Source organism: Stenotrophomonas sp. P5_A9, from assembly GCF_056400525.1.
The window spans coordinates 14,002-29,921 of the sequence record NZ_JBFULC010000025.1; the positions used below are offsets into that span (position 1 = coordinate 14,002).

Below are 15,920 nucleotides of genomic sequence, written 5' to 3' on the forward strand. Positions count from 1 at the left end.
CTTCAGCGTGGTGGTTTGCGTGGGGCGCGAATTCCCTTCAGGTTGGCGCGGGAATCGGCAATCATGTCCAACATGGCCGCGCGCGCCGCCTCCGGCTGCTTTAGCCGGATCGCGTCGTACACGTCGAAGTGGCGCGGCAGCGAGTACTTGAAGTCCTTGGCAGTCTGCGCCGAGAGCAGGAAGAACGTGCCCAGCGCGGCGTCGATCACCGAGAACAGCGAGCTCAGCAGCTCGTTGTTGGTGGCCTCCAGCACACTCTCGTGGAAGGAGAGATCCGCCTTGGCCCACGCGTCCTGGTCCGGCGCGTCGGCCATCGCCAGGTAGGCCGCCTTGATCTTGGCCAGTTGCGCGGGCAACCGCCGCTGCGCTGCCGAGGCGGCCGCCGCAGGTTCGATCACTTCGCGCATTTCCACCAGTTTGTCCACGAAGTCCTGGGTTGGCATCAGCGCGCAGCGCCACGCCAGGATGTCGCTGTCCAGCTGCTTCCAGAATCGGGGCTCGCGCACCCGCGAACCGGTTTTCTGCTTCGTTTCGATAAGCCCCTTGGAGCCGAGCACCTTCAACCCTTCGCGAAGCGCCGAGCGGCTCACCGACAAGGTCTGTGCCAAGAGCTCTTCCTTGGGCAGGTACTCGCCCGGCTTGATCGTGCCACTGACGATGCGCTGCCCGATCTCCTGGGTAACCTGATCGTGAAGGTTGCGTAGCTCGATCCGTTTCACAGACACCCCTTTGGCTTGGTGCTCCGCTGAGCGCGGTCACTCCTATTATCCGACAAAAGGGGTTCGGCAGGGTGGCTTGCTTTGACATGGGGGCGGCCGTCATCACAGTTTGAACCGGAAGCCCATGGCCACAGTCTTATCCTGGTAGCGGATGTCGCGCGGCCGCGTATCGCCACTGCCCCAGAACTGGTGCAGATTGTTGCCCAGCAGATTGGTCGCCGAGAACACCACGGTGGCGCGAGGGGTCACGTCGTAGCTGATCGAGAAGTCCAGCGAGCTGGCCGGCTCGACCTGGTCTTCGGTTCCAGCAACGGTCGGCTGGGTGAAGAAGTCGATGTAGCGGCTGCGATAGCCGTAGGCCAAGCGAGCTGATAGACCGAAGTTCTCGTAGAAGAGCACGGCGTTGTAGTTGTTCTTGGATACGTTTTGCAGCGGGCGGGAAATCACCGGGCCACCGATGAACTCCGGCGATTTGGTGTCGCCCTCGATGTAGGTGTAGTTCAGCTGCGCGCCCAGGCCGCTCCATGCACCCGGCAGGAAGTCGAAGGTCTGCTGATACGCCAGTTCCACGCCCTGCAGATGGCCGCTGCCGGCGCTCTGGGGCGAGGAGAGCTCATAGTCCTCACCGGCGATGACCACATTGGTGATGTAGTTCTGGATGTAGCCATCGATATCGCGATAGAACACGCCGGCACTCGCATAACCCACCGGCGAGAAGTACCACTCCAGCGACACGTCGTAGTTGGTCGACTTGATAGGGCTCAGGTCCGGGTTGCCGCTGCTGGCCACACCCGCACGATTGACAGTGCCCGGGTTCAGCGAGATCGACGGGTTCAGCGCACCGAAGTCCGGGTAGCTCAGCGTCTTCGCGGCCAGCACGCGTAACTGCCAGGCATCATTGAAGTGCAAATTCAAGCTGGCATTGGGCAGCGTATTGGTGTCCTGCGTATTCCGCGTGATAGCGCTGTAGACGCCGGTGCTGGCATCGAACGAGAAGGCATTGAGGTCGCGCTTGATCTTCTCTGCGCGCACGCCCACCAATCCATCGGCACGCAGGCCGAATACATCGAAATCGTACTTGGCTTGCACGTAGCCAGCCGACTTGCGTTCTTGAATGTCGAAGAAGCGACCGGGGTTTTCGGCAGCCAGGCCATCCGGCAGGCCGTAATAAGCGCGCAGTTGATCCGCGTTGTTGATCAGGTAGTCGTAGCAGGGCGTGAGGAAGGATTGGCTCAGTGCCGAGTTGCCACGCTTGCTGCAGAAGAAGCTGTTAGCCGGGAACAGCCCGACCACCTGGTTGGCAGGGTTCGGGTTCGCGGTGATGTTGCCGGTGCCTGCGCCACCCGGCGGCGGCGTGCTGATTTCCACGCTGCCCTTGGCGCTGGCGTTGCGGTCTGCGTAGCGGAGGCCGAATTGCAGGAATGCGATCGGGCCGTCCAGGAAATCGAACTTGCCATCTCCTCGCCAGCTGTTCTCTTCACCGCGGGATTCGCCCCAAGTCTGGAAGAGACCATTCAGATAGAACCGTGACGGATCCATGGCCGGGTCGCCCGCCAGGTACCAATTCTGATGATTGCCGGCCGTGCCATCCCACACCGTTGTGATCGGACCGCTCAAGAACGTATCGATGATGAAGTTCTCATCGCGGTAATAGCCGGACGTGCGCGCGACCTCGGTGGAGAGGTGCAGCTGGTCGCCATTCCACTTGAAGCCGAGCGCGTTCTGAATGTCCTGGCCGCGCTGCTTGTGAGCCTGGGTACTGCTGGCCGCGTAGGTATCACCGGTCCAGGAACCACTGGTGGCATCGCAGATGGTCTGACCCGAGAGCGGGCCCGCCAGCTGGTTGGGATAGCAGTTGCTGCCCACCTGCAGCCCGGTGGGCGGCACCACGCCGACCGGGAAACTGAAGAGGAACGCCTGGTCATAGTCGTCGCGCACGTAGTCGTAAAGACCTTCGACGTAGACCTCGGTGTTCTCGCTCGGCTTCCACTGCAGGGCATAGTTGAATGCGCTGCGCTTGCGGTCGCCATGGTTGTAGTTGGTGCCCCAGCCGTTGGGCGCCGCGATCAGGTTGCCGTCATCGGTCCGCATCGGCGAGCCGCCGGGGTTCTCCAGCACCTTAGGGAAGTCGCCCCAGACCGCGTCGTATGCGTAACGCTTGCCGATATAGCCGAAGTTGACCATCGCACCGATCTCACCTGCATCGGTATCCCAGCGGTTACTCAACAGCAGGCTGGCCGAGGGATCGATATCGCCGGCGTACTTACTGTGGGTGCCGGTGACAGTGCCAGCAATTTCAGCGCCATCGAAGTCGAGTGGGCGGCGCAGCTGGATATCCACCAGGCCGGCGATGCCGCCGAGCGGCAAACTGGCCTCGCTGCTCTTGTAGACGTTCAGACTCTTGATGGCGGTGGCCGGCAAGTTCTGGAACGCGTACCCACGACCGGAACTGCTGAAAATCTCGCGGCCGTTTAACGTGCTGATCACGTTGGGAAGTCCGCGGATCACAACGCCGGTGGTTTCGCCTTGGCTGCCTTGGGCGATCTGCACCCCAGTTACGCGTTGTAGCGCATCGGCCACACTGTTGTCGGGCAGCTTGCCGATGTCCTCGGCGACGATCGAGTCGACCACCATCGCCGCCTCCTGTTTGATCGTCTGGGCGGTCTGCAGGCTCTGGCGCAGCGCGGTAACCGTGACGGTATCCAGGTCAACGGCGGTGGGCTGCGCAGCCGGGTCAGGCGTGGCCACATTTACCGCACCCGCAGTCTGCGCCTGCACTAGGGCGGGCAGGGCAAGGGCGGACAGGATGGCCAGGGAGAGCAGGGTGCGGGAGGAATGGCGAGTCATGGCGGTATCTCCGGATTCCGGAAAGCGAGCGCGGCGGGTGGCCCGCCATCGGTCGATGGCGGGCCGTCAGGTGTCAGAAGGCAGGAACGGACTTGCGCGGCGTTTTTGCCAGGGTGCGGAACAGCTCCGCCTCTCGAGCGCGATACGGCGTGCCATCGGCGTTGAGCAGGTCGTGGAACCACACGGTCGGTGCCTCCATCGTGTACGGGCGCTGCCAGCTGTCCCAAGGGAAGCGGGTCTGGATCGCGCCGTCAACGAAGCCCCAGTTGATCATCCCGATGTTCTCGCGGCGGGCGATCGGCAGGATCGTGTCCACATTGGAGCCGGCGCCGCGGGCAAGCCACTCGGTGCAGATGAGCGGGCGGCCATACTTGCGCAGTTGCTCGATGCGGGACACAAATGCTTCAGGCTGCTCGTAGTTGTGGAAGGTGATCACGTCCGAGCGCTCCAACTGCGTGCGCTGGATCGAGGTGAGGGAGGCGGCGCCCGGTGACCAGTCATCACCGATCCACACGCCGCTGGTGAGCGGCTGCACCGGCTTTTGGGCACGCGCCCAATCGAAKATCTGGGGCAACAGCCCGGCGATGCGCTCCTGCTCGCCCTTCAACTGCTTGTCCATGTAGTTGCCGCCACCGGGGTTGTCCGGCTCGTTCCACAGGTCCCAGGCCAGCACGCGCTTGTCTTTGGCGAATGCGCCGACCACGCCTTCCACGTACTCGCGGAAGTGCTTGTCGTTGGCTGGGTCCACCAGCATGTGGCGGCTCGGGCTCTGCACCCAGCCGGAGTTGTGCACGCCGGGAATGGGGCGGTGCTGCGGGCCCAGCTTCGGGTCCGGGTCCCAGCAGCTGTCGAACAGCACCAGCATCGGGCGGATGCCATGCTTTTCAGCGATGCTCAGGAACGTATCCACGCGCTTGATGAAGCCCTGCGGGTCCTGCTGCCAGAGCAGATCGTGGAGGTACACGCGCATGGTGTTCATGCCGAACTGCTCGTGCGCCCAACGAAGCTCGCGGTCGATGGCTTCCGGGTCGAAAGTGTCGGCCTGGAACATTTCCAGCTGGTTGATGGCGTTGGAGGTGGTGTAGTTCGCCCCCACCAGCCATTCCTGCTTCGCATACCAGCTTTCAGCCTGCGCCGGCGTCCAGCGTGCGGCTTCGGTCGCATGCGCCATGGGCGCAACGGCGAGCAACGTCGCCAGCAAGAGGGAAGGCCACTTTCGCATCAGATGCATCTCCTTGGATCATGAGCTGCCCGTCCTGGCGGAAACCGGGAGGCGGGCGCTACGTGGTGGTGGTGCCGGCACAGAGACCGGCAGGTGCGCAGGGCGCGGGATCAGCGGCGTTGGTTGGCAGCGCGGTCCGTAGTGAAGTCGTAGACGATCCGGTTCAGATAGGTCTCACCCGGCGCCAGTCGTGCCGAGCCGAAGGCCGGCTGATTCGGGGTATCGGGGAACAACTGCGGTTCCAGCGCGATCGCATCGCCTTGGCGATACACGCGGCTACTCTTGCCCACCGTGCTGCCATCCAGGAAGTTGCCCGAATAGAACTGCAGCCCTGGCTGAGTGGAGAGCAGCGTCATCACGCGACCGGAGCGCGGGTCGTGGACACGGGCAACTTCCCGCAGTTCACGCACCGGCGCCTTGCTGATGACCCAATTGTGATCGTAGCCCTGGCCGTGCAGCAGTTGCGGTTCGTCGCCCCGGCGCAGGTCGCGACCGATCGCCTTGGGCGTGCGGAAATCGAACGCGGTCCCTGCCACCGGCTGCAGCACCCCAGTGGGAATCAACGTCGCATCCACCGGCGTATAGGCGCTGGCCGGAATGGTTAGCTCGTGCCCCATCGCCGAGCCCGATCCCTCACCGGAAAGATTCCAGTAGGAGTGGTTGCTGAGATTGACGATGGTGGGCGCGTCGGTGGTGGCGCTGTAGTCGATCTCCAGCCGGCCATTGCCCTTCAAGGCATAGGTCGCGGTGACCGTGAGTGTGCCGGGGAAGCCCATGTCGCCATCGGGACTGACATGCCGCAAGGTGGCGTGGTCCGGTGTGACGTCCACGACCTGCCACACCACCTTGTCGAATCCCCGGCTTCCACCGTGCAGGCTGTTGGGACCATTGTTGACGGGGACCTGGTAGGTCTTCCCATCGAGGGTGAAGCGGCCCTTGGCAATCCGGTTGGCGAACCGGCCGACGATGGTGCCGAAGTACTGCGGTTTGTCCAGCGTGGCTTGCAGATCTTTGTCGCCCAGCAGCACGTCGGCGAACGCACCATCGCGGTCCGGGACTTCCAGCGAATGCAGTGCCGCGCCCAGGGTCAGAACCCGGGCCTGCATGCCGCTGCCATCGCGCAGCAAGATGGATTCCACTTTGGTTCCATCCGGCAACTTGCCCACCACCGTCCGCTCCTGGCCCTCGGCGACACCCGCTGCGGAAAGTGCCAATACGCCGATCAATCCTGCCGTTTTCCCCTTGCCAGCACGCATTGCTCAAGACCCCTCTCGATGTCGTGGAGCGTACAAAAACATATAATCAGACAATACGCACGTTGCGACGCAACAAGCGCTCAATGCGGACCGTCACTGCGTTGCGGCAGTCATCGCATGGATGGCCGAAAAGCCGCGCACCACAGCGTCCGGTGACGCGGTCGGCCGCGCTGCGATGCCCAGTTCGGCCAATGCCGCCTGGTAGAGCAGGTTGACCGGACCGGAACCGACCAAGGGCACCGACGCATCTCTCAGGGAAGGAAACAGCGCCAGCGCGTCGGCGATCTCCGCGCCGACCAGCAGGCCGCGCAGGTACGAACTGGTCTGGTCGCGAGGCAGCGCACGCCGAATCATCTTCGCGCGAACGCCGAAGAGCAGGGCGCCCAACCCGAGCGGACCGTTTGCCGCCGCGCGCACGCCTTCGGCAAAGGCCGCCCCGGGTGTGCCGGGCCCCTCAAGCACGGATGCCAGCAGGCCGGCGCTGGCCAAACGGTCGAACAGTTCACCCGACATCGAGGTCATGAAACTGTCCACACGCCCATCGATGAGCTGTATCCACTTCGTGTGCGTACCCGGCAGGGCGACAATGGCATCAAGGCCGATGTTTCCACCACTGAGCAAGCCCAGCAATTCGGTCTCCTCACCACGCAGGACATCGGGCGCACCGTCGACGGGGCGCACACATGCCATGCCGGGCACGATGCTCACATCCAGCGTACCGATGCGGGCGGATACTAGGCTTAGCGCGACCGCCTCCACGCCCGCAGGACAATCCACATAGCCGGCATCGATCCAACCAACGTTGGAACCGATCATGCCGGCGGCATAGGCATGGCCCGCGTCGGGCCACCGTGCCCGGATCGCATCGGCGGCGGCGGCCATGCCTTCGCGCTGCAGCAGTGCCACTCCGACGGGCATCTCGTATGCGTCCAGCCTTCGTCCATCGGCCCCGATCAGGTAGGCCCGCAGATTGGAGCTGCCCCAGTTGATGCCAATGATGCTGTCCGTGTGACGCTGCTGCATGGCGAATCCTCAAGGCGGACGGAGTGTTGCCTATTGTCCGATTATATGATTTGGTTGTGCGGCGCTGGCAAGCCTGTCAGCGCGGCATTCCACGGGAGGGGAAGATGTTCAATGGCACGCTTCGTGCGCTGGTAGTCACGGCGCTCCTGCAGGCATCTGGCGGCGTATCCGCCATMGCGCCGGCAACGGACAATCCACTTCTGCTGTCCGGGCCGGACCCTTGGATCACCCGCGAGGGCAAGATTTTCTACTACATGGGCACACACGGCGACCGGCTGGCGATCCGCGCCACCACCGATCTTGCCAAGCTTGATGCGGCACAGGAAATCACGGTGTGGCGGCCACCGGCGACCGGACCCAACGCCACCTCGATCTGGGCCCCGGAACTGCACCGCATCGAGGGCAAGTGGTACATCTACTACACGGCCGCCGCCAGCGGCATTGCCGGAGGGCAGGAAGACGCACACCGCGGCGTGTTCGTGCTGGAGAACAGCAGCGGGGACCCCACCACCGGCGAATGGCGCGACCGCGGCCGCCTGGCCACTGCCCATCCTGGAATAGATGGCACGACCTTTAGCACCGGGGGAAAGCGCTATTTCGTTTACTCCCCCTATGTTGGCCCGGACAGCGTGCTGGCCATCGTGGCCATGTCCAATCCCTGGACATTGACTGGAGCGGAAACCATCATCGCGCGCCCCGACCAGACTTGGGAGATGAAGGGTGGACGGCAGATCCTGGAAGGTCCCGAATTCCTGGAGGGCCCTAACGGTGACCTGTTCTTGACCTACTCAGGCAGCGCCTGCTGGTCCGATGATTACGCCATTGGCCTGCTGCACGCCAAAGCAGGCGCCGACCCCTTGGATGCAAAAGCGTGGTCTAAGGAAAAGCACCCTATCTTGGCGAAGAACCCGGCCGGCAATGTATATGCGCCGGGACATAACGGGTTCTTCCAGATGAGTGACGGAACGCCATGGATCGTGTATCACGCCAATCCGGGCCCTGAAATGGGTTGTACGCCCGAACGTTCGCCGCGCGTGCAGCCAGTGCATTGGGATGAGGAGGGCAGGCCTGCACTAGACCTGCCTGTAGGGAAGAGCGCCAAAGTGCTCAAATAGCTTCGGTGGGGCGGATGTTCGAACTGACAAGAGCGCCCCAGGCATAGGGCTCAATACTCGGTTTATGGTAGCCAAACGCTTTAGCGCTCGGCTGGGGGCATTGCGCGCGCTGCCGCCGAGGCGTTCTCGGGACTCAGTCGCTCAATACTAGATTGAGCCCAGGAGAATATTCGCACGGCACATCGATACGTCACTGGATGCGAGTCGAGGGTGGATAAATTGGGCACCGCGCCCGGCAGTGGCAGGATGGATGAGGATGCAATTTTCGAATTCCGCGGCGGGTCACCGGTCCGGACCGCCTCGCCGGCGTTGCGCCTAGCTGCATATCAGACCGCTCGCGGATCAGAGGTGCCACGAAGAGCTGGCAGCTGCGGCGATCGGACGGTTCGGGTTGGAGATCATCAAAGGATTGGTGGACTGAGCGCGTCCAGGCGTGGTCCGTGCGCTTCGCGGTGCCTAGTGAATCCTCATGTTGGTTCATTGGCCAGCCAAGATGGCAGCGACGATGACTTGGCCTCTACTTCTGTGACTGGGAAGCCGGTGGGTATAGGATGGTTGGGCGCGGGTCCGAGCACGCCAGCCGGGATTGAAAGGAGATACCCATGGAACTGCTGCCGAAGGCGATAGCTGACGGGCGGGGCAAACTCTATGTGACCCTCCCTGAGTTTCGAGAAGCTTTTAGACAAATGTGCCAAGCGGTCGAGCAGCTCCCGAAGGCCGTCATTGACCGCGGCAGGGCTTTGGCCTACCCGCAGTTGCATCACGCCTGTGTTCAGGGCGACATCGAGCTGGTCGAAGCGTTGCTAAGCCGAGGTGTAGGGCCTAACAGCTATCCTTTCACGGAAGACGAAGGCGATGAGCCGCCTCTGGTTTGGCTGGTGATGGCAGAAGAGATGAAGATTGACGCGAAGATATCTGTTGCGTCCGTCCTCATTCGATATGGCGCGGATGTGGAGGAAGGGGATGCCCTCTCGTTGGCACAGCAACTGGGAGACTGGCCCTTCGCAATTTACCTAGAGGAGGCGGGGCGAGGCCAGCCACCAACGGCTGCATAGGTGCTAGGTGAGTGCGAACAGGGGCAGTGCATACCCGAAGCGGTAGCAACCTGGGATAGAGCCAACTCTCGCGCCGGCCCTTTCAACGCCCCGGGGAACATCGGCCTAAGTGGGTGCGCGGCGCTACTCGCCATCCACCGCATCAGCAGCATGCACCAAGGCCAAGTGGCTCAGGCCCTGCGGCGTGTTGCCCAGCCCCCCGTTGGCTTGGGGATTCCACATCTCCGGCATAAGGCCCAGGTCATTCTGGACGCGGGCCAGCAGGGCGCCGAACAAGCGATTGGCTTCTTCCGTCTCGCCCAGCAGGCCGTAAGCTTCCACCATCCAGAACGCGCAGCTGATGAACGTCCCTTCGCAGTCCTGCATGCCGCTGTAGCGCCAAAGCAGATCGCCGCTTTCATCCGTCAGTTCGCGCCGCATGGCCTCCCGAGTAGCGGTGAAACGCTCCCGGCGCACCTMGCCCAGCCGAAGCGCGAAGCCAGCATCAGGCTCGCGTCCAGCCGGCCGCTGCCGGCATGCATCACGTAGCTCTGCTTTGCCTCATGCCAGCAGTGCTCGTCGATCCAGTCCAGGATGCGTTCCTTCTCGCGCTGCCAGCGCGGCAGACGGGCAGTGGTGATGTGGCCAGCTTCGGCGAGTTCGCAGGCTCGGCGGAGCGCCATCCAGCATTCCACCTTGGACATCGTGTAGTGCTGCGCGTCGCCCAGTTCCCAGAAGCCGCTGTCCTTGCGCATCCAGTTGTCGGCGCATTCGTCAGCCAGTTCGAGCAAGAGCCGGGCAGTGTTGGGGTCGAGGATGTGGCCCGCATCGATCATCCGGCTGCCCATTTCCAGGACGTCACCGTAGGCGCAGGTTCTCAAATGATCTACGGCGGCGTTGCCCATGGGGACCGGTTTGCTGCTCCGGTAGCCCGGCACTCCGGTGTACCGTTCTTTTTTCGACCGCTTGCCCGGTAGGGTGTGACACGGCGCCAGCTAAGATGGTGGCGACCGGCGTTGGTTATAAGCCATATGGGCCGGCGTTTGCATCCGGCAGTGAGCCCAGGCGCAGAAAGGCCCTGATGATGTAAATGAGATGGCGCACCCAAGGAAAACGGCGGTCCCGGCTCTTGTCGCGACTGATTCGTTTGAGCAGCGAGGCGCTCACCGCTGTTGATGGCGCCGGTGGGGAACAGGTACAGAAACCTCAGCGCGAGCGCCGAGCGGATGACTTCGGGTGTGGCTGTTGATGAACTGAGAATCCTCGGTCCACGTTTGCCATTCGCAGTCTGATTGGTAGATTCCGGTGACGCTCGACCAGGGTGCGTCGGAAAAAATCGTCCTGAGAGGCCAGCAGCGCAGCGATCTCCCAGTCACCCGGAACTTGGGCGCTATTCACCTTGCTCGGCGCAAAGCCGGCAGCAACGCCAAGGTGCTTCCCCACCGATGCGACTGTGATGCCGCCTATCCGCGCGCGAAGCTGAATGTGCAGGCCGGCCGAATGACTGTGCGCGGCCGCCCCACTCGTGCCATGTGGGCGCCCTCACGCTTCTCGTCGGACGATACTGACATGCTTGCATCACGTCTGTTTGCGAGCGTAGCCCTGAAGGAAGTGGGAAAGACCTTGGTAAACACTTCTTATCCGGCGGCGCGAGTTGCGACTCTGATATGGGATCTAAGAGGTCCTGACAATCATTGAGGAGGATTGATGATGATGGGAAATGTTAGGCGATTTATGCGCCCGCCTGCGGGACTGGACTTCGATTTCAGCCGACCGGAGGGTGAGCGGGCGCTTGCGCCCGCAGACGGGGTTTCTTGGCGCATATTCGCCAATCCTATTTCGCTTTACATCGGTGGTGTGGCGGCCGTGATTCTCGAGTTGGCCGAGCCGTCTGTTCGATCGGGTGTCTGGGATCACAGTGGCTTTCGGCGCGACCCCGCTTTGCGGCTGCACCGGACCGGGTTCGCTGCGATGGTGACTGTGTATGGGCCGCGCACGGTGGCAAAGGAGATGATCGCTCATGTTGTTCGCGTTCACGGCAGGGTGCGGGGCACCACGCCGGGCGGTGTTTCCTACCGCGCCAATGACCCCCGGTTGCTCGACTGGGTGCAGGCGACCGCGACATTCGGGTTCACCGAGGCGTACCACCTCTATGTTCGGGCCTTGTCGCCGACTGAGAAGGCCGCGGCCTTCGTCGAGGCCGAGCCCGCTGCGAAGCTTTATGGCGCAACTGGCGCACCCAGATCGTGGGTGGAGTGGGAGGCACTTTACACAAGGACAGTGCCAGGGCTTGAAGGTTCGGACATCCTGGCCGAATTCATTTCTATCATGTCCACTGCACCCATACTTCCGGCGCCGCTACGCTGGATTCAAAGGCTACTGGTCTGCGCGGCTGTTGACATGACGCCTGAGCCGATAAGGTCCCTCCCGCAGCTGAGAGGATTCCGCTTGCGTTCGGGAGGCGCATTGTTGGTGAGAATGCTGGCCCGGGGAGCCGCCCTCGTTCCGTATCGTGATATGCCCCCGGCACAGGCTGCTAGGCGGTTAAAGTCCTCGCGCTCAGCGCCACCGGGTCGCTAGCCGCTGTCGGGATTCCCTTGCCCCTCAGATATGGCTCCAAGCCGGAGAGGCGGCGCCGGATCGGCAAGCTATGCACGGAACTCTGTGGGTCAGTAGTGAGCCGGGCCGCGAAGTCCCATGAGTTCGGAGATCTTTCGTGAGGTCTCCAGCAACGCCTGCACATGCGCCGGCTCCGGCGTTCCGGGCAGGTAGTGGATCGAACCGATGATCGCCACCGTGCCGAACAGTTCGCCGTTGGCCTGCAGCAGTGGCGCGGCCAGCGCGTTGACGCCGATGTAGAGCTCTTCCGGCGCGTCGGCCCAGCCGCGGCGACGCACCAGCTCGATCTCGGCGCGCAGTCGATCAGGATCGGTGATGGTTCGAGGCGTGCAGGACTGCAGCGGCTGATCCAGGAACTGCTGTCGAACGCTCTCCGGTGCGAAGGCCAGTACCACCTTGCCCTGGGCGACGGTGTTCAGATGGAACCGCGTCCCGGGCCGAAGGCTAATCTCCACCGGCGCGGTGCCGCGCAGGAAGTCGATCACCACCACCTCATTGTCCGAGTAGGTGGCGATGACCACGGTCTGCCCGACCTGGTCGCGCAGGCGCTCCAGCACCGGCTTGGCCAGCGACATCACGTCGAAGCGGCTGGTGCAGGCACGCCCRAGCAGGAACATCTGCCAGCCGACCCGATACTGGTTCGTGCGCGGGTCCTGGCCGACATAGCCGTGCTCGCGCAGCATGCTGAGGTGGCGGTGGATGCGGGCCTTAGGCATGCCGAGCATCTCGGCGAGACGGGTGACGCCCAGCCCGGCAGGGGCGGCAGCCAGCGCCTCGATGACTTTCAGCGAGACGATGGCGGTGGGAAGCCCGAGTTCCGCGCCCAGCTCGGACGCCCCCGATTCGATGACGTCCGCGCCGTCGCTGGCGTTGATTTCCTTGATGGCACTGGGCGTCTGGCGGGGCATGGGAACCTTCTGGCGAACTCGAGGGACGTGCGGCAGGCGCTAGATTACCTCACGGTCAACCGGCTCACGGCAGGTCGATGTATCGCTCTGCGAAAACCCGGTACTGCTGAACCTTCTTGGCCGCGGCGTCCGCGGCATGCACGTAGCGGATGGAACTGCGGCCTTTCACCTGACGGGGAAGCAGGAAGCAGCGGATGAAGGTGGTCGGTTCGCGCTCTGTGGTTGGCGCCAGCACCGGGGCGTGCCCCAGTTCGAACCAGGCTTCCCCGGCAGGATAGGCATGCGCTTGGCCGAGCGTTTCGATATGGATCTCGCCGCTGAGGCAGATGCGAATTCCCGGCCCTTGATGCACGTGGGTGAGCGCTACCCCGGCCGGCGGGAACTCGACCCGGTCGCACCGCATCAGCCAGCTGAAGCGCGGGTCCAACTGTACCGGCGCTTCCAGCTTCAACGTGCTGGCGGCCGCGGGCGCAGAGGGCAGGGCGCCCGGGCCGGATGCCACGGCATCGCTCAGTTCCCAGCGCCACAAGACCGTCTCTTCGGCGCCATTGATGAGGGTGGTCTCCTCCTGCGCGACGGAGGCGTGGCCTTCGCCGAGCCACTGTCCTTGATCGTGCCCGTCGACGGCCAACCCACCCGAGCGCACATACACCGCACGCGGCAGTGCCGGGAGGTGGATCGGCGGGCAGCCCGCAGGCAGGCGGTCTTCGTGGAGGCGCAGGATGAGATCGGACATGGGCGTAAACCTTCGGAAGTGTGGACGTATCGTATAGCGATACCGCCGTATCGTATATGTTCCGTTTCCCAAAATTGTGGTCTATAGTCGCCCATCGGTATCGATTGCCGATACATCGCAACCGCCAAAAATTCCGGAGGGGGAACAAATGGCCAGTAGTACGTCCACGTCGCCATCAGGCGACGCCAGCAACAAACGCTGGTGGCAAGGCGCCACCCAGCAGCAGTGGGGCACCTTCCGGTCGGCCTATCTCGGCTGGGCGCTGGACATCATGGATCTGATGCTGTTCGCCATGGTCATCAAGCACGTCAGTGCCGACCTGGGGTTCGACAAGTCCGACGCGGGAATGGTGATGTCGGCCACCCTGCTGGCGACCGCCGCCGGCGGGTTGCTGTTCGGGTTCCTGGCCGACCGCATGGGGCGCGCCAAGTCGATGATCCTCAGCATCATCTGTTACTCGATCGGCACTGCGTTGTGTGGGCTCTCGGACACGCTTGGCCAGCTGATGCTGTTCCGGGTCATCGTCGGCCTGGGTGTCGGCGGCGAATGGTCGGCCGGTTCGGCGCTGGTCAGCGAAACCTGGCCGGCCCAGCACCGCGGCAAGGTGATGGCGTGGATCCAGAGCGCGTTCGCGGCAGGCTATGCGGCGGCGGCCATCGTCGCGGCTGTGGTGGTGCCGATGTACGGCTGGCGCTGGGTGTTCGCGGTCGGCCTGCTGCCGGCACTGCTGGCCTTCTACGTGCGCCGCCATGTCAAGGAGCCGGAGATCTGGGTCAACCAGACCAGGCGGTTGAGCTTCACTGAGACTTTGGGCGCCCTGTTCAGTGCCCATCGGCGCAACACGCTGATCGGCCTGGCGTTCACCACGGCAGCCATGTGCGGCTACTGGGGCCTCTTCACATGGATCCCGACTTACCTGGCCACGCCGGTCGCCGAGGGCGGTCCGGGATTGGACCTGGTCAAGTCCACGGTGTGGATCGTGATCATGCAGGTGGGTGCGGCGCTGGGCTACGTCACCTTTGGTTACATCGCCGATCGGCTGGGGCGCAAGAAGGCCTTCCTGATCTTCTTCGCCGGCTCGGCGCTGTCGGTGCCGTTGTTCGTGATGATCCACACGCCGGGGCTGTTGATGGCATTCGGCATCGTGGTGGCCTATTTCGGCACCGGCTTCTACAGCGGCTTTGCCCCCACGTTCGCCGAAATGTTCCCGACGTCCATCCGCGCCACCGCGCAGGGCTTCGTCTACAACGGCGGCCGTGCCATCGCCGCGATCGCACCGGCGCTGATCGGCTACCTGGCCAACCAGCATGGCGTGGGCAGCGGCTTGCTCGCTACCGCCGGCTTCTTCGCGCTAGCCGGTCTGATCGTGCTGCTGTTCCTGCCTGAAACCAAGGGCGCGGAACTGACTTGATTCACCCTGGAGACTGACATGCCAATCATCCAAGTAACCCTGGTGCAGGGGCGCGACGAACAGAAGGTGCAGGCCTTCATCCGCGCGGTAGCCCGCGCTGCACATGAACAGCTGGACGCGCCGATGCAGACCATCCGTGTGATGGTCAATGAAGTGCCGCCGCAGCGCTTCGCGGTGGGCGATGTACTCAAGAGCGATTCCCCGACCGGGGCATCCGCATGAGCGCCGCCCTGACCCCGGCCGACATCGGCGAGCAGGCCGCGCAGCTGTACCGTGCGCTGCGAGAAGGCGCGCCCCTGGACCCGCTCAGCGAGCGCATTGCCGGGCTGCGTATCGAGGACGCCTACGCGATCTCCAGCAACCTGCTCGCCCGGCGCGTGGCCGACGGTGAGCGCGTGGTGGGCAAGAAGATCGGCGCAACGAGCGCGGCAGTGCAGCGCATGCTCAAGGTGGACCAGCCGGATTTTGGCTTCCTCACCGACCGCATGGAAGTGCGCAACGGCGGCACGCTGTCGCTTGATGGTCTGATCGCACCCCGCGCGGAGGGCGAGATCGCCTTCCACCTCAAGCGCGACCTGTGCGGGCCTGGCATTACCCATCACGAAGTGATCGCGGCTACCGAGGCGGTTTCGGTGTGTTTCGAGATCGTCGATTCGCGCATTCGGGACTGGAAGATCGGCATCACCGACACCGTGGCCGACAACGCCTCCGCTGCCGCTTTCGTCCTGGGTGACCAGCGCGTGCCACCCAAGGGCCTGGACCTGGGCACGCTGGGCATGGTGGTGGAAAAAAACGGTGAGCTCGTCGCGACCGGCGCCGGCGCGGCTGCGCTGGGGTCGCCGATCAACTGTGTGGTGTGGCTGGCCAATACGCTCGGCCGCCTCGGCACCTCGCTGAAGGCGGGCGAGGTGATCCTTTCCGGTGCCCTGGTGCCACTCATCCCGGTGCAGCGCGGCGACCACATGCGCGTACGCATGGGCGCCCTGGGCAGCGCCGACGTGCACTTTGCCTGATCCCGCTTCATCCCCCC

General features: G+C 63.6%; 15 protein-coding genes. 6 read left to right on the plus strand and 9 right to left on the minus strand.

The features are described from left to right. Nucleotides 1–2 precede the first annotated feature (2 nt). From AC1DR7_RS09820 to AC1DR7_RS09840, 5 genes are all read right to left on the minus strand, one after another. Nucleotides 3–725: a FadR/GntR family transcriptional regulator gene (locus tag AC1DR7_RS09820; RefSeq protein WP_457321292.1), complete on the minus strand. Its 723-nt coding sequence runs from the start codon at nt 723–725 to the stop codon at nt 3–5. 96 nt (nt 726–821) lie between these two features. Then, nucleotides 822–3,566, minus strand: a complete 2,745-nt coding sequence (locus AC1DR7_RS09825) for a TonB-dependent receptor (protein ID WP_478054687.1) — start codon at nt 3,564–3,566, stop codon at nt 822–824. Between the two features lie 73 nt (nt 3,567–3,639). Beyond that, nucleotides 3,640–4,788 carry a cellulase family glycosylhydrolase gene (locus tag AC1DR7_RS09830; RefSeq protein WP_159496173.1) on the minus strand — a complete coding sequence of 383 codons (1,149 nt, stop codon included), beginning with the start codon at nt 4,786–4,788 and terminating at the stop codon, nt 3,640–3,642. A 110-nt stretch (nt 4,789–4,898) separates the two neighbouring features. Beyond that, nucleotides 4,899–6,044: an aldose epimerase family protein gene (locus AC1DR7_RS09835; protein ID WP_457320088.1), complete on the minus strand. Its 1,146-nt coding sequence runs from the start codon at nt 6,042–6,044 to the stop codon at nt 4,899–4,901. A 93-nt stretch (nt 6,045–6,137) separates the two neighbouring features. After that, nucleotides 6,138–7,067, minus strand: coding sequence for a 2-dehydro-3-deoxygalactonokinase (locus AC1DR7_RS09840; protein WP_457320086.1), 930 nt, complete (start codon nt 7,065–7,067; stop codon nt 6,138–6,140). Nucleotides 7,068–7,171: 104 nt separating this feature from the next. Between AC1DR7_RS09840 and AC1DR7_RS09845 the strand changes: the two genes are divergently transcribed. After that, nucleotides 7,172–8,182 (plus strand): glycoside hydrolase family 43 protein, encoded by a 1,011-nt coding sequence (locus AC1DR7_RS09845; RefSeq protein ID WP_478052957.1) that lies wholly within the window; start codon nt 7,172–7,174, stop codon nt 8,180–8,182. A gap of 602 nt (nt 8,183–8,784) precedes the next feature. Continuing rightward, the gene (locus AC1DR7_RS09850; RefSeq protein ID WP_478051899.1) at nt 8,785–9,237 is read left to right on the plus strand and encodes a hypothetical protein; all 453 of its coding nucleotides are present in this window, start codon (nt 8,785–8,787) and stop codon (nt 9,235–9,237) included. 123 nt (nt 9,238–9,360) lie between these two features. Here the strand turns inward: AC1DR7_RS09850 and AC1DR7_RS09855 are convergent, their stop codons facing one another. Next, on the minus strand, nt 9,361–9,657 hold the full coding sequence (locus AC1DR7_RS09855) for a hypothetical protein (RefSeq protein ID WP_457321661.1): 297 nt from the start codon (nt 9,655–9,657) through the stop codon (nt 9,361–9,363). Beyond that, entirely contained in the window at nt 9,642–10,121 is a 480-nt protein-coding gene (locus tag AC1DR7_RS09860; protein WP_457321663.1) for a glycoside hydrolase family 15 protein, read from the minus strand. Before AC1DR7_RS09860 ends, AC1DR7_RS09855 begins: the two co-directional genes overlap by 16 nt. Before the next feature lie 829 nt (nt 10,122–10,950). On the opposite strand from AC1DR7_RS09860, the gene AC1DR7_RS09865 reads away from it, so the two are divergent. After that, a complete protein-coding gene (locus tag AC1DR7_RS09865) occupies nt 10,951–11,796 on the plus strand; it encodes an oxygenase MpaB family protein (RefSeq protein ID WP_478076470.1) in 846 nt (281 codons plus the stop codon). A gap of 89 nt (nt 11,797–11,885) precedes the next feature. Here the strand turns inward: AC1DR7_RS09865 and AC1DR7_RS09870 are convergent, their stop codons facing one another. Both AC1DR7_RS09870 and AC1DR7_RS09875 read right to left on the minus strand, forming a co-directional pair. Then, nucleotides 11,886–12,743: an IclR family transcriptional regulator gene (locus AC1DR7_RS09870; RefSeq protein WP_478052958.1), complete on the minus strand. Its 858-nt coding sequence runs from the start codon at nt 12,741–12,743 to the stop codon at nt 11,886–11,888. Nucleotides 12,744–12,807: 64 nt separating this feature from the next. Then, a complete protein-coding gene (locus tag AC1DR7_RS09875) occupies nt 12,808–13,479 on the minus strand; it encodes a hypothetical protein (protein WP_457321693.1) in 672 nt (223 codons plus the stop codon). Nucleotides 13,480–13,627: 148 nt separating this feature from the next. On the opposite strand from AC1DR7_RS09875, the gene AC1DR7_RS09880 reads away from it, so the two are divergent. From AC1DR7_RS09880 to AC1DR7_RS09890, 3 genes are read left to right on the plus strand one after another with little or no spacing between them, the layout of a single operon-like run. Beyond that, on the plus strand, nt 13,628–14,890 hold the full coding sequence (locus AC1DR7_RS09880) for an MFS transporter (protein WP_478052241.1): 1,263 nt from the start codon (nt 13,628–13,630) through the stop codon (nt 14,888–14,890). 18 nt (nt 14,891–14,908) lie between these two features. Continuing rightward, nucleotides 14,909–15,112, plus strand: a complete 204-nt coding sequence (locus tag AC1DR7_RS09885; protein ID WP_350469436.1) for a tautomerase family protein — start codon at nt 14,909–14,911, stop codon at nt 15,110–15,112. Further along, complete coding sequence (locus AC1DR7_RS09890; RefSeq protein WP_346482323.1) at nt 15,109–15,903, plus strand: fumarylacetoacetate hydrolase family protein; 795 nt, start codon at nt 15,109–15,111, stop codon at nt 15,901–15,903. Before AC1DR7_RS09885 ends, AC1DR7_RS09890 begins: the two co-directional genes overlap by 4 nt. Nucleotides 15,904–15,920: the final 17 nt, after the last annotated feature.

Excerpts from the sequence above, each read along its gene's own strand:
- AC1DR7_RS09855 (WP_457321661.1), bottom strand. The coding sequence starts at position 9,657 with ATGCGGCGCGAACTGACGGATGAAAGCGGCGATCTGCTTTGGCGCTAC.
- AC1DR7_RS09835 (WP_457320088.1), bottom strand. The coding sequence starts at position 6,044 with ATGCGTGCTGGCAAGGGGAAAACGGCAGGATTGATCGGCGTATTGGCA.
- AC1DR7_RS09825 (WP_478054687.1), bottom strand. The coding sequence starts at position 3,566 with ATGACTCGCCATTCCTCCCGCACCCTGCTCTCCCTGGCCATCCTGTCC.
- AC1DR7_RS09880 (WP_478052241.1), top strand. The coding sequence starts at position 13,628 with ATGGCCAGTAGTACGTCCACGTCGCCATCAGGCGACGCCAGCAACAAA.
- AC1DR7_RS09875 (WP_457321693.1), bottom strand. The coding sequence starts at position 13,479 with ATGTCCGATCTCATCCTGCGCCTCCACGAAGACCGCCTGCCTGCGGGC.
- AC1DR7_RS09890 (WP_346482323.1), top strand. The coding sequence starts at position 15,109 with ATGAGCGCCGCCCTGACCCCGGCCGACATCGGCGAGCAGGCCGCGCAG.
- AC1DR7_RS09850 (WP_478051899.1), top strand. The coding sequence starts at position 8,785 with ATGGAACTGCTGCCGAAGGCGATAGCTGACGGGCGGGGCAAACTCTAT.
- AC1DR7_RS09865 (WP_478076470.1), top strand. The coding sequence starts at position 10,951 with ATGCGCCCGCCTGCGGGACTGGACTTCGATTTCAGCCGACCGGAGGGT.
- AC1DR7_RS09885 (WP_350469436.1), top strand. The coding sequence starts at position 14,909 with ATGCCAATCATCCAAGTAACCCTGGTGCAGGGGCGCGACGAACAGAAG.
- AC1DR7_RS09840 (WP_457320086.1), bottom strand. The coding sequence starts at position 7,067 with ATGCAGCAGCGTCACACGGACAGCATCATTGGCATCAACTGGGGCAGC.